At 40.3% G+C, this 12534-nt stretch carries 13 protein-coding genes and 1 pseudogene; 1 reads left to right on the forward strand and 13 read right to left on the reverse strand.

Annotated features, from left to right (window positions below; translation table 11 throughout):
* From CBI42_RS13230 to pbp2b, 5 genes and pseudogenes are all read right to left on the reverse strand, one after another.
* Positions 1-178, reverse strand: a pseudogene (locus CBI42_RS13230) (virulence protein); the annotation flags it as partial.
* Complete coding sequence (locus CBI42_RS04190) at positions 169-525, reverse strand: hypothetical protein (RefSeq protein WP_094753329.1); 357 nt, start codon at positions 523-525, stop codon at positions 169-171. The pseudogene CBI42_RS13230 and the gene CBI42_RS04190, both read right to left, overlap by 10 nt.
* Positions 526-528: 3 nt before the next feature.
* Positions 529-804 (reverse strand): hypothetical protein, encoded by a 276-nt coding sequence (locus tag CBI42_RS04195; RefSeq protein ID WP_049491527.1) that lies wholly within the window; start codon positions 802-804, stop codon positions 529-531.
* 316 nt (positions 805-1120) lie between these two features.
* Positions 1121-1717, reverse strand: a complete 597-nt coding sequence (gene recR, locus CBI42_RS04200; protein ID WP_049487334.1) for a recombination mediator RecR — start codon at positions 1715-1717, stop codon at positions 1121-1123.
* A 10-nt stretch (positions 1718-1727) separates the two neighbouring features.
* Complete coding sequence (gene pbp2b, locus CBI42_RS04205) at positions 1728-3785, reverse strand: penicillin-binding protein PBP2B (protein ID WP_094753330.1); 2058 nt, start codon at positions 3783-3785, stop codon at positions 1728-1730.
* 190 nt (positions 3786-3975) lie between these two features.
* Here pbp2b and CBI42_RS04210 point away from each other — a divergent pair, with 190 nt between their 5' ends.
* A complete protein-coding gene (locus CBI42_RS04210; RefSeq protein WP_094753331.1) occupies positions 3976-4827 on the forward strand; it encodes a MurR/RpiR family transcriptional regulator in 852 nt (283 codons plus the stop codon).
* 109 nt (positions 4828-4936) lie between these two features.
* Here the strand turns inward: CBI42_RS04210 and CBI42_RS04215 are convergent, their stop codons facing one another.
* From CBI42_RS04215 to CBI42_RS04250, 8 genes are all read right to left on the reverse strand, one after another.
* A complete protein-coding gene (locus CBI42_RS04215; RefSeq protein WP_094753332.1) occupies positions 4937-5833 on the reverse strand; it encodes an ROK family protein in 897 nt (298 codons plus the stop codon).
* 17 nt (positions 5834-5850) lie between these two features.
* Complete coding sequence (locus tag CBI42_RS04220) at positions 5851-6768, reverse strand: dihydrodipicolinate synthase family protein (RefSeq protein ID WP_001281495.1); 918 nt, start codon at positions 6766-6768, stop codon at positions 5851-5853.
* A 173-nt stretch (positions 6769-6941) separates the two neighbouring features.
* The gene (locus CBI42_RS04225; RefSeq protein WP_094753333.1) at positions 6942-7586 is read right to left on the reverse strand and encodes a YesL family protein; all 645 of its coding nucleotides are present in this window, start codon (positions 7584-7586) and stop codon (positions 6942-6944) included.
* A 19-nt stretch (positions 7587-7605) separates the two neighbouring features.
* A complete protein-coding gene (locus tag CBI42_RS04230) occupies positions 7606-8058 on the reverse strand; it encodes a YhcH/YjgK/YiaL family protein (protein ID WP_045611139.1) in 453 nt (150 codons plus the stop codon).
* A gap of 170 nt (positions 8059-8228) precedes the next feature.
* Positions 8229-9068: a carbohydrate ABC transporter permease gene (locus CBI42_RS04235; protein WP_001192119.1), complete on the reverse strand. Its 840-nt coding sequence runs from the start codon at positions 9066-9068 to the stop codon at positions 8229-8231.
* A gap of 15 nt (positions 9069-9083) precedes the next feature.
* Positions 9084-9950 (reverse strand): carbohydrate ABC transporter permease, encoded by an 867-nt coding sequence (locus CBI42_RS04240; protein WP_161683542.1) that lies wholly within the window; start codon positions 9948-9950, stop codon positions 9084-9086.
* Positions 9951-10171: 221 nt separating this feature from the next.
* Positions 10172-11500 carry an ABC transporter substrate-binding protein gene (locus CBI42_RS04245; protein WP_049552070.1) on the reverse strand — a complete coding sequence of 443 codons (1329 nt, stop codon included), beginning with the start codon at positions 11498-11500 and terminating at the stop codon, positions 10172-10174.
* A gap of 114 nt (positions 11501-11614) precedes the next feature.
* Positions 11615-12313, reverse strand: a complete 699-nt coding sequence (locus CBI42_RS04250) for an N-acetylmannosamine-6-phosphate 2-epimerase (protein ID WP_001135675.1) — start codon at positions 12311-12313, stop codon at positions 11615-11617.
* Between the last annotated feature and the right edge of the window lie 221 nt (positions 12314-12534).

The following is a 12534-nucleotide window of genomic DNA, read 5'->3' on the forward strand; positions in this document are numbered from 1 at the left end:
TAAAGAGACCTTTACCAGCTGTGTAGGCTGCTCCTGTCAACTCACCTGAGTCTAAAGAGGAAATCAGGTGATCACATCCACTAGATAAGCGGTCTGTGACTTCATTTGCGACTTGGAGGTTGTTCGTCATGGCCTGAATCAATTCTTGGGATTCTTGTGCGCTGTATTTTACTCCCATGGTAGCCGATTCCTTTCCGCTATCAGTTCTTCTCTGGCTTCATCGAAAGAGCGACAAGCCTTTTTAGTTTGTTTTTCCAACGTATCCAGTTCCTCCTCTACATAAGAGTTGACCTGTCGCTGAATGGTTCTATTATCACTTTCGATTTGCTCTATTAGCTGACGAGAACTGGGTGAGAGAGACAATAGATTTATCATGCGATGGTGAATGCTCTGAATATCCGAGTAAAAGTTTGTCAACTGCTGTTCATATTGCTTTTTAGTTGCTCGGAGTCTGTCTTCCTTATTTTCTATCTTAACAATCTTACGCCAAATTTCTGTGCGCTTTTCTTCATTTCTATCTGCCATTCCTTAGTGACTCCATCTCTTAGCCTGCTCTATATCACGTTTTTCAATCCTATGAGCAATTTCTGGAAACTTATTTGCTTGGGTCAAAACAGCTGAACTAAAATCACTGACCGCCTGAAGCATTTGATTGCAGGTCTGACGTCCCGCTTCCATTCCAGTGATTCCAGATGTATATGAAAATTCCACCTGCTGATTTTGCTTGTCGCTCGTTTCATACCCGACCAACTCATTAATAGCCGCCTCTGCTGCTATCGTGCTAGATTTTATCTTTCCACCCATACTTCAAACTCCCCTTATTAATTATATATTGACCATATCATAACATAAAAATAGTACGATTTCAAAATAAATTATAACGAACTAAAGGGCAATCTTATCCTTAAAAAAACTTTATCCTTCAGTAAAATATATTGATAGAGATGCTACTAGGAATTTTGAAAATCCGTTTTCTGATACCTTATATTTTGTGTTTACTGGGAAGTATTCTTATTATCAAGATTTGTCCTTCTCTCATTATAAAACGAAAAAGACAAACCCTAGAAAAATTCCTAGGGCTTGTCTTATACGTCAAAATGAACTAAATTTTTACTGACTTTTACAACTCTGTCCGATTTTCAATAGCTCGTAAGAGTGTGACTTCGTCCGCATACTCGATATCTGCTCCCACAGCGAGGCCTCGTGCCAGACGTGTGACTTTGATACCAGCTGGTTTGAGCAAACGTGAAAGATACATGGAAGTTGCTTCTCCATCTGCTGTGGCATTGGTTGCTACGATTACCTCTGAAACTTCACTCTCCATAAGACGAGTCATAAGGCTCTTGAGATTGATATCATCTGGACTGATACCATTCATGGGAGAAATGAGTCCATGTAAGACATGATAGAGCCCATGGTATTCTTGGATGTTCTCCATAGCCGCCACATCGCGACTATCCTCGAGAACTAAAATGGTTGTCTGGTCACGACTTGGATCGGTACAGATAGAGCAAGGATCGTCATCAGTCAAACGACCACAGATGGAGCAATAGGTCAGCTCTCTCTTAGCAGAAAGGAGGTTTTTGGCAAATTCATTGACATCGTCATCAGACATTCCAATCGTATAAAAGGCCAGACGTGTAGCCGTCTTAATCCCGATACCCGGCAACTTGGAATAACTGTCAATTAGTTTAGCTATAGGCGTTGGATAAAGCATAAGTTCCTTTCTAATTCATTGGATGATGTTGGTTATAGAGGTTGATAATGTCGCGCGCAATGGAAGGTCCGACACCATTTGTAAGATTGGTGTTATGAGGGAAGACTACTGCAACAGCGATTTGAGGATTATCTGATGGAGCGTAGGCCACGGCATTGGTATTGGTTGCTTGCTGACCATCTGCCACATAACTTTCGGCTGTACCCGTTTTTCCGCTAATAGATACAGCTGCACCATTTGAAAAGGCACGGCCAGTTGTCAATCCACTAGTCCCATGGGCAACCTGATAAAAACCTTGTTGCAAAATACTCATATCGGAGGCGGATATATTGACCTTATTCATCTCTGACGGTTGCAGTTGTTGAATCAGGTCGCCCAATCCTCCTTTATCATTATTGCCATAAATTCCCTCAACAATACGAGGAGCCATACGGACACCATCATTTGCAATAGTTGCTACATACTGAGCTAATTGCATTGGGGTATAGTTATCAAACTGACCAAATGAATTTGTAATATAATTAGCAAGATCATAATCTTTAGGAATAAAGCCGGTGGATTCATCTGGTAAATCAATACCTGTAGCTGATCCCAAACCATACTCACCAAAGGTTGAACGTAATTTCCCCATAGCCGAGTCTAAATTTCCAATTCCTGCAATCATATTCGGTTGATAAGTCAATCCCATAATCCCTAAAGCTGTTTGGACCATATAAGTATTAGATGAATACTCCAAAGCTTGAACTGCCGTAATCGGCATTGGCCCAGAAAAGGCAGTATACCACGAATTGATAGGGGGTGAACCTTGGAAGACAATGGACTGATCCGTCAGGGTCTGATTCCCTGATAAGACTCCATTCTCCCAACCGGAACTGATGGTTGCAGCCTTAACGACCGAACCTGGTACAAAGACATTGGTTACCGTTCCCAAAGAATCAGGCGTCAACTCTCCCGTTTTCAGATCATGTTTAATTCCTGACATGGATAAAACTGCACCTGTTTTGGGGTTCAAAGCAACTGCATAGACACCTTCAGAATACTTAGCTCCTCCATTTCCTAGTTCGGAAGTGAAATAACTCTTAAGAAGATTGTCCACGCTATCTTGGAAGGCCAAATCGATGGTCAGTTTGATATTGTTCCCTTTGGTACCATCTTCAATATTTTCGACACTTTCCATATTTCCATACTTATCTAGATGAATTTCCTTCACCGAGCGTTTTCCTTGCAAGGTTTCTTCATATTGTTTCTCTAGATAAGAGGTACCAACCCGATCATTTAGAGAATAGCCCTTTTTAATATAAGTATCAGCTTCTTCAGCTGGGAGACCAGCTTTTTCACCGGATACACTTCCCACTATAGAAGAGAGCGAAGTCTCTAGAACCTTTCGATCCCACGTGGTTGAAATACTGATACCAGGTAAATTCTTAGAAGCCGAAGCAATCAAGGCAATCTGTGTATCTGTCAAGGAATCTGTCGCAATGGCTCCTGTCTCAAAGTTTCCAACAGCATTTAACTGGCTAAAAAGATAGATTTCTTTCTTATCATCCTCTGTATAGTTTAATTGACTCGTTTGGACACTATCGACCGCATTGTTATAGAGTTCTGATTCGGATAGACGATTGCCATCTGAATCAAGACGTTTCTCACGTGGTAAGCTTTCCACTACTTTCTTATAGACATCTTGATCTGCTAGATAATAGTCCGCCAACTGTCGGTCAGTCAATGTTGGAGAAGTAACTCCTACATAGGCTAACAGCTTCTTGGCTGTTTCTTTTAAATCTGCAGCCGTCATTTTGTTGTTTCGAGTAAAGGAAACAACTTGTTTCACAGTATTTTCAACTAAGGGCTTGCCACTGGCATCATAAATTTCACCTCGAGCTGAACTAGTAGTCACCTTTGTTTTACTAGCCGATGCTAGTTTTGTCTCATAAAAACCCTTGTTCAAAACCTGCATATAAAGCAGGCGACCAATAATGGTCATAAAGAGTAAAATGATGATTGAAAACAATAAATTAAGCCGAATCGGAATCGAATGGCTGTTAAATTTCCTCATACAAATCAGTCTCATTTCTATTTAAAATCTTACTCTTCATTGTACCACAATTTGAGAAGAAAATTATGGAAAAGGAAAAAGCTTTTTTCCTTTTTACGGGAAAATACGATTTTATTTATCCATCTCTATATTATATGATATAATAAATGTAAAAGTTCGATGACCCAGTCTTTTTCCAATACGACTCATTTAAAGGAGCCTTTCTATGGACAAACCAGATATAGCAACCATCATTGATTCCCACTTCGAAGAAATGACCGATTTAGAGCAAGAAATCGCTCGCTATTTTTTACAAACAGAAACCATTGTAGATGATTTATCTTCTCAGCAGGTTACTCAAAAATTACATATTTCTCAGGCTGCTCTGACCCGCTTTTCTAAAAAATGTGGTTTTACAGGCTATCGAGAATTTATTTTCCAATACCTGCACCAAGCAAAGAAACAGGACACTCATTCTCACAAACATAGTCCTTTAACCAACCGAGTTCTTCGAAGCTACAGTAATATGCGAGAACAAACACAGGGCTTGATTGACGAAGAACAACTGGAACGAATCGCCCAGTTAATCGAAGATGCTGATCGTGTCTACTTCTTCGGAACAGGGAGTTCTGGCCTTGTCGCTCGTGAAATGAAATTACGCTTTATGCGTCTAGGTGTGGTCTGCGAGGCTTTGACCGATCAAGATGGTTTTGCTTGGACAACCAGTATTATGGATGAGAATTGTCTCGTACTCGGTTTCTCACTTTCTGGCTCAACTCCTTCTATTTTAGATAGTCTATTAGACGCGAAAGAGATGGGGGCACAGACTGTACTTTTTTCAAGTGTTCCCAATAAAGATAGTCAGGCCTATACAGAGACTGTTCTTGTAGCCACACACAGCCAGTCATCCTACATCCAACGTATATCCGCTCAACTCCCTATGCTCTTCTTTATCGATTTGATTTATGCCTACTTTTTGGAAATCAATCGTGAAAGCAAGGAGAAAATTTTTAACAGCTATTGGGAAAATAAAAAACTCAATGGCTATCGTAGACAAAAACGTGTAAGAAAATCCTAGTTTGGTCTAGCCAAACTAGGATTGTTTTGTCTTGATACTCTTCGAAAATCAAATTCAAACCACGTCAGCTTCGCCTTGTCGTACTCAAGTACTGCCTACGGCTAACTTCCTAGTTTGCTCTTTGATTTTCATTGAGTATAAAATGATAATATGCACCCAACATACCTGCTGTATTTTGATGATGGGCAAATTCTAATCTTGTTTTCTCAGCTAGACTTGGTACCAAAGCTTCCTTCAAGGCTGTGCGGATCTTGGGTTTGAGGATAGCCTCTTGTCCCATGATACCGCCACCGAGAATGACCACTTCTGGATTAGCCACATAGCAAATGTTTGCCAGACCTTTTCCTAGATAGTCTACCATGCGGTCAATACCAGCCATACAAATCTTGTTTCCTTCAGTGGCTTCCTTAAAGATGCGTCGTCCATTCCACTGATCAACATCTTCTCCATGTGCTTCAGCTACATATTTCACTAAAGCTGTGGTAGAAGCCAAATCTTGGAACGCTCCATCCTGCATATGCATATAACCAACTTCACAGGCTGAATTGCTAAATCCATGGAAGACTTTCCCATCCATAATCAAACAACCACCGATACCGGTTCCAATAGTCAAGCAAAGGGTGACACTCGCTCCCTTGCCTGAACCAGATACCGCCTCAGCCAGACCTGCACAGTTGACATCATTTTCAATCTCACAAGGAATCGCAAAGCTAGTCTCGATTTCCTTTTTGAACTGGGTGCCTGCATAGTTAGGGATTTGAGGCCCAGCATAGAAAATCTCACCCTTATCTGGATCTACCATTCCTGCAGAAGAAATGGCAACACCTGCTACTGGGCCTTTTTCTAAATAGCTGGCTACGATATCTTTGGTTTTTTGTAAGATATGAGGTCCACCCTTATGCGCCTCTGTTGGCATTTCATGCGATTCAACAAGTTGGCCTTCTTGGTCGATCAAACCATATTTGATATTTGTTCCACCGATATCAATTGCAACGTAGTGTGTCATAAATACCTCCTTATGGATTAGAGGAAGCGCTCCTTGGTTTCACGAATCAAGGCTGCAGCTGCTTCTACAACTGGACGATCTTCTTCAGTCACTGGTGTCAATGGTGAACGAACAGAACCAATATTCAAGCCTTCATTGATCTTCAAGACTTCCTTAATCACACCATACATATTTCCATGTGCAGCAGTCAATTTACCAATGATTGCATTGATAGCGTATTGCAATTCACGCGCTGTTTCCAAGTCTTTATCCGCAATCAACTGATTGAGTTTCAAGAAGAGTTCTGGCATGGCACCATATGTACCACCAATACCAGCTTTAGCTCCCATGAGACGACCACCTAAGAACTGCTCATCTGGACCGTTAAAGACGATGTGGTCTTCCCCACCAAGGCTCACAAAGGTTTGGATATCTTGAACTGGCATAGAGGAGTTCTTAACACCGATAACACGTGGATTTTTCAACATTTCTGTGTAAAGGCTTGGAGTCAAAGCAACCCCTGCCAATTGAGGAATGTTGTAAATCACGTAATCTGTATTTGGAGCTGCAGAACTGATATCGTTCCAGTATTTAGCAACTGAGTATTCTGGCAAGCGGAAATAAATCGGCGGAATCGTTGCAATGGCATCTACTCCTAAGCTTTCAGCATGACGAGCAAGTTCCATACTGTCTTTGGTATTGTTGCAAGCAACGTGAGCAATGATGGTCAATTTACCTTTGGCAACTGCCATGACTTCTTCCAAAATCAACTTGCGGTCTTCAACACTTTGGTAGATACATTCACCAGAAGAACCATTGACATAAAGACCTTGAACACCTTTATCAATGAAGTATTGAACCAAGGCACGCGTACGCTCTGGACTTACTTCTCCTTGATCATCATAACATGCGTAGAAGGCTGGAATGACACCTTCGTATTTTTTTAAATCTGACATAGATTTTCTCCTAAGATTTCTTTTTTTCTGCTAAAAGCAGGGATTTATTCTTTACGTTTTTAGTATACACCTTATGAAAAACGCTTTCAATATCTTGTGTACACTTAGATTTTAGTTTCGATATGTATTTTTAAATGTTTATGGCTTGAAAGTAGTTTCAGAAACAAGCCATCTTATTGGTATTTTGCGAAAATTTTCTCCATCAATCCAGTCTGAATAAAGACCAAGAGTCCAAACCCAAAAAGCAGGAAGGCTGAGCCACCTAAAAGCAAACTGAAGGCGGACAGATAAAGAACCATCACAATGAGAAAGAGAATAACTAACATGAGGAAGAACCAAGGAAAGTTAAAACTTGCCAAGATAAGTCCTTTTTGTAACACTTCTTTCCAAGTCAAATCATAGCGTGCAGCTATGGGATAGCTAGCCAACATCACGATAGTGAGGAAGATAAGAATACCTAGACAAATAGCTTTTACCATTTGGAAAGGCATAGCTGTCTGACCCCAAAAGAGATAAAGATCTAGAATGCTTAATGAAACAATGCCCAACTCAAGCAGACCTAACTGAAGACCTAGCTTCAGATTTTGCTTGAAAGCTCTTAAATAGATTCTAAAGACAGGCACACGTCTGCTCTTCTTAATCTCAAACATAGTCTCGTAGAGGCTAATTTTAGCCACTCCAATCGTCACGATGGGCAAACAAGAGACGACAAAAAGAAGATTGGCTGTCACGATATCCAAGACCTTCTCACTAAAACGCATGAGAAAGTTATCTGTATCAAATGCTGCCTTGATAAGGCTTACTCCTTTTTGTGCCATATTTGCTCCTCCTTATTTTTTAGTCAATCAAAATTTTAAAGAGATATTTGCGAACCTTCTGTTCCATACCTGCATAGCCATTTGGCTGGTGTGGTTCTCCTGGAAAGAAAATCGCAAAATTGTGATAACCCAACAAGAGTGGGTATTTTTCATGACAATGCACAAAGCCAATGTCACTCGCTTCGTCGAATGCTACTGCCTCGTCTTTGATACGTGAACCGTAGCTCGAATATTCATGTCCTTCTACCAGCAAATGCAAATCTGCATAGTTCTTATGATGCTCAAATTGATCATTTTCAGCTTGATTGAGGACATTTTCCTGAACAACTAGAAAGACCTTGTCCCCGTCAATCTCATACTTACCTAATTCGAAAGAATCCTTACGATGCTGGTAGAGATAATCGATAGCCTTGTCTAGATTGGGATGAATCCCTTTGTAAAAGGTGATGTTTTTCAAATCATCAAAAATCATACTGTTTCCTTCGTTTCTGATAGTTAACTAAAATCATTCTTAAGTTGATAAGTGTCTAACAAAATATCTAAGGTAAGCAAATACCCAACATTTTGTAGACACTTATAACTCTGTATTCCCATAGTATGCCAAGACTACTTCCGCCATCTTGACACACCAGTTTACTTTTCTTAACCTTTGACAGCTCCCATAGTAATACCTTGAGTGAAGGATTTTTGGAAGACTAAGAAGACTGTTACGATTGGAACTGCTGCAAGAGCGGCACCCGCCATGATCAAACCATAGTTGGTTGCCATTTCAGCCTGCATAGTCGCAACACCGAGTGAGATGGTCAAGTTGTTACGTGAAGTCAACATAACCAACTGCATGAAGTAGTCGTTCCAAGTGTTGATGAAGGTAAAGATTGCAAGGGCTGCAAATCCTGGTTTCACAATTGGGAAGGCTACGCTCCAGAAAGTACGAATCTCACCACAACCATCGATTTTAGCTGATTCAAGCAACTCTGTTGGGATATTTTCACTAAATTGTTTCATGAGGAAGACCCCGAATGGCCATCCAATCAAAGGTAGGATAACTGCCCAAAGAGTATCATGGATTCCCATGAAGTTGACGATACGTACCAATGGTACAAGGACAACTTGTTTTGGAAGTGCCATGGCTGCAATGAAGATTGCAAATAGAATGCGTTGCCCATAGAAACGTTTTTTAGCTAGTACATAACCTGCTAAAGAAGAGGTCGCACAAACTAAGAACATGGTTACCAATGAGATAAACACAGAGTTCCACATCCACTGCATAGCAGGGTTTTGCACCATGAGTTGTTGGAAGTTCTCCATGGTTGGCATTTTAGGGAACCATTGTGGCGGAATCATAATGGTATCAGGCTGTGACTTGAAGGCACCTGTCAGAATCCAGTAGAATGGAAAGATGAACAGCACGGTCAACAAGAGCAAGATAATAGTTGAAATAACAGTGAAGGCTGTTAAAGGTTTCTTTTGTGTAGATTGCATAGCTGTCTCCTTTCTTTAGTATTCTACGTCGTTTCCAAGTACTTTAAATTGAACAAAGCTTACGATAGCAATCATAACTGCCAAGAAGACACCGATGGTGTTGGCATAGCCGTATTCTGTCAATTGGAAGGCTTTTTCGTAAAGGTAGTACATCAGTGTACTTGTTGAGTAGTTTGGACCACCTGAAGTCAAAAGCTGAATCAAGGCGAAACACTGGAATGAGTTGATTGTTGTAATGATTGCGATATAAAGTGTTGTTGGAAGGAGGCTAGGCCATTTAATCTTCCAGAACACTTGCAATTCAGTCGCACCATCAACACGCGCTGCTTCAACCAATGAATTGTCAATATTTCCCATGGCAGCGATATAAAGGATAATCGGCTGACCAACAGATGTAGTCAAAAGGATAATCATAATCGCCATCAAAGCCCAGTTTTTATCTCCCAACCAAGAAATGTTCTGGCTGATGATGTGGCTTGACTTAAGGACAAAGTTTAAAATTCCTGATAGTGGGTCATAGATCCATTTCCAAACAACTGTTACGGCAACACTACCTGTTACAACAGGAAGGAAGAAGACGAAACGGTAGAAGGATCTGGCAATGGCATTTTGATGATATGTCTGAGATGCTACAAAGAGTGAGAATAGAACAACAACGGGTACAGATCCAATAACCAGAATCACGGTATTGATCAAAGACTTCATAAAGACAGGGTCTTTAAACATGCGAATGTAGTTGTCCAAGCCTACAAACTCAAATTTAGTCATTGAGTAGTTAAAGAAACTTGTAATGAATCCCATAATCATAGGAGCCAAGACAAAGATGACAAAGAAGAATAATACTGGTGCTAGGAAAGCGTAGGAAATCACTGTTTCCCGCATACGAATTTTATTGACTTTCACAGTCGGCACCTCTCTTTCAAATAGAATAATTTTTTGACTTTCTTGAACTGTTTTAAAATCAAAATGAAATTTTTTAAGATTCGCTTATGTAAGAACTTCATTTTAATTTCGTGACAGTTCCTTACATTTCAAACAAAATCCTCCCTTTTCTTACATAGACTATGCACAGGGAAAAGGGAGGAGTCAATCTGATTTAGTGCTTATTGTTTTGTAGCTTTTTTAATTGTTTCGTTAGCTTTTTCAGTAAAGGCTTTCAAAGCATCCGCTGGTTTTTCGTCACCATTTGATACAGATTGCAACATTGGGAACCAAAGTGTTCTCATTTCAGCAAAACCATTGATAGTGTTGTAGTATGGTGAGTAGTATTTAGTCCAACCACTGATTGTTTCCATACGTTTGTCTTCATAAACTTTGCCAAATGATGTACGAACTGGGAAGGCACCTGTACGAACAACATCTTTTGGACCCCATTCTTTGTCATCCGCGATGAATTGAACGAATTTCTTAGATGCTGCAACTTTCTTGTCGTCTTTATTGTTGAATACTGCAAATCCGTTTACAAGGTATTCAAGAGCTGGTTTACCTGAATCTGATGGGAATGGTACTTCTACCACTTCTACTTTACTTGCTTCCAAGAGTTTAGCTTGGATACCGTTTTGAGATGGTGCCCAAAGGATTGTGTAAGATGTTTGACCGTTGGCAAAGTTTTGGATATCTGCTCCACCGTCAAATTGTGAACCGTTGTTCAACAAACCGTCTTTAATCCAGCTAGCTGCTTTTTCAAGACCTTTGACAAATTTAGGATCATCAGTTGTATATTTTGTTACATCTTTATCTGTTACAGAACCGCCATAAAGGTTTGCAATGAAGGCACGTGTTCCTTGGTCTCCCCCTTGACCAGAACTGAACAATGAACCTGGTGTGTAGCCTTTATCTTTAAGTGCTTTCAAAACTTTTTCAAAATCATCAGTAGTCCAACCTTCTTTTACAAGGTTTGCAACTCCAGCTTCTTCCAACATTTTCTTATTCATAGCCATGTAGAATGGTGCTGAACTAATTGGATACATGTAAGCTTTGTCTCCAGCTTTACTTGCTTGTACGATATTTTCGTTGTTAACATCTTTGACGAATTCGTCTGTGAAGAGGTCGTTCAACTCAGCCAATTTACCGTTTTTACCGTATTGGATGATACGTCCTGGTGCGTCAAAAAGTACGTCTGGAGCTGTTCCTGCTTCAATAGCTGTTGTGATTTTTTCAGGACCTGACTTGAAGTCGATGGTTTCCAATTTCACTTTTACATCTGGATTTGCTTTTTCAAAAGCTTCGATGATTGATTTTTCATATGTTCCAACACCGTCACCAGTTTTTTCTTGAGTGAAGACTGGGAATGCCCACCAAGTGATTTCTGTTTTTCCGCTATCGCTACCAGATTTTCCAGCATCTTTACTTCCGCCAGAATTACCACATGCAGCAAGGCCAAGAACCGCAGCACCCGCAAGTACTGTACAAGCTAGTTTTCTAAATTTCATTTGTATTCTCCTAATTGATAAGCGTATCCATATTGGATAATGAGTAAGATTGAACTTGTATACGTTTTCATTTCATCCGACGCATCCACCACTCTCCTCTTTTTTGAGATTGTGTTATTTAAGACCAGCAACGAAGCGTTCTGTAATCTCTTTTGGTCTAGTAATAGCGCCACCTACAACGATGCCTCGCACTCCATATCCCAGGATTTGTTTGGCTTGTTCTGGTGTATGAATTTTTCCTTCTGCAATGACATCCACGCCAGCATCACAGAGTTTTTTGATTAATTCAAAATCGGGACCATCCACTTTTGGACTGTAAGATGTGTATCCTGATAAAGTTGTTCCGACAAAGTCAATTCCTGCTTCAACAGCTGCTAGTCCTTCTTCAAAAGTACTTGTATCAGCCATCAAGAGCTGGTTAGGATATTTCTCCTTAACCTGACGAATGAACTCTTGAATCTCCAAACCATCGTAGCGTTCACGCTTGGTACAATCCAGAGCAATGACCTCAATGTCGAGTTCAGCCAATTCATCAACTTCTTTCATAGTAGCTGTAATGAAAGGCTCCTGTGGCGGATAGTCACGTTTGATAATCCCGATAATCGGGAGTTTCGTAACCTCCTTAATCTCCTTGATATCGCGAACACTGTTTGCTCGGATACCGACTGCTCCACCTTGCTCAGCCGCTTTGACTAGCAAGGGAATGACTCCTCCCGCTTCTGTATAAAGCGGTTCGTGAGGAAGGGCCTGACAAGAAACGATGATTCCATCTTTGATTTGTGCAATCAAGGCTTCTTTAGTAATCTGTGGCATCCTCTTTCCTCCTTTTCTTTGTTCTTATGGCTTCATTATATATTATTTTTAAAGCGCTTTCAATACTTTGTGGTAGAATAGATTTCAGTTTCAAAAGTATTTTATAGAACAGCCGTTTCTGAAAGTAGTTTCAGCACTGTCTTATTTTCAATTCGCTCAGTATATAAAATGATAAAAAGAGATAGCCATCTTTCAAATGGGCCATCTCTTTTATCATTAAC

This window comes from Streptococcus sp. KR (genome assembly GCF_002238115.1).
Lineage (GTDB): Bacteria > Bacillota > Bacilli > Lactobacillales > Streptococcaceae > Streptococcus.

Excerpts from the sequence above, each read along its gene's own strand:
- CBI42_RS04215 (WP_094753332.1), bottom strand. The coding sequence starts at position 5,833 with ATGACACACTACGTTGCAATTGATATCGGTGGAACAAATATCAAATAT.
- CBI42_RS04245 (WP_049552070.1), bottom strand. The coding sequence starts at position 11,500 with ATGAAATTTAGAAAACTAGCTTGTACAGTACTTGCGGGTGCTGCGGTT.
- CBI42_RS04220 (WP_001281495.1), bottom strand. The coding sequence starts at position 6,768 with ATGTCAGATTTAAAAAAATACGAAGGTGTCATTCCAGCCTTCTACGCA.
- recR (WP_049487334.1), bottom strand. The coding sequence starts at position 1,717 with ATGCTTTATCCAACGCCTATAGCTAAACTAATTGACAGTTATTCCAAG.
- CBI42_RS04190 (WP_094753329.1), bottom strand. The coding sequence starts at position 525 with ATGGCAGATAGAAATGAAGAAAAGCGCACAGAAATTTGGCGTAAGATT.
- CBI42_RS04250 (WP_001135675.1), bottom strand. The coding sequence starts at position 12,313 with ATGCCACAGATTACTAAAGAAGCCTTGATTGCACAAATCAAAGATGGA.
- CBI42_RS04210 (WP_094753331.1), top strand. The coding sequence starts at position 3,976 with ATGGACAAACCAGATATAGCAACCATCATTGATTCCCACTTCGAAGAA.
- CBI42_RS04230 (WP_045611139.1), bottom strand. The coding sequence starts at position 8,058 with ATGATTTTTGATGATTTGAAAAACATCACCTTTTACAAAGGGATTCAT.
- CBI42_RS04225 (WP_094753333.1), bottom strand. The coding sequence starts at position 7,586 with ATGGCACAAAAAGGAGTAAGCCTTATCAAGGCAGCATTTGATACAGAT.
- CBI42_RS04240 (WP_161683542.1), bottom strand. The coding sequence starts at position 9,950 with ATGCGGGAAACAGTGATTTCCTACGCTTTCCTAGCACCAGTATTATTC.
- CBI42_RS04195 (WP_049491527.1), bottom strand. The coding sequence starts at position 804 with ATGGGTGGAAAGATAAAATCTAGCACGATAGCAGCAGAGGCGGCTATT.
- CBI42_RS04235 (WP_001192119.1), bottom strand. The coding sequence starts at position 9,068 with ATGCAATCTACACAAAAGAAACCTTTAACAGCCTTCACTGTTATTTCA.
- pbp2b (WP_094753330.1), bottom strand. The coding sequence starts at position 3,785 with ATGAGACTGATTTGTATGAGGAAATTTAACAGCCATTCGATTCCGATT.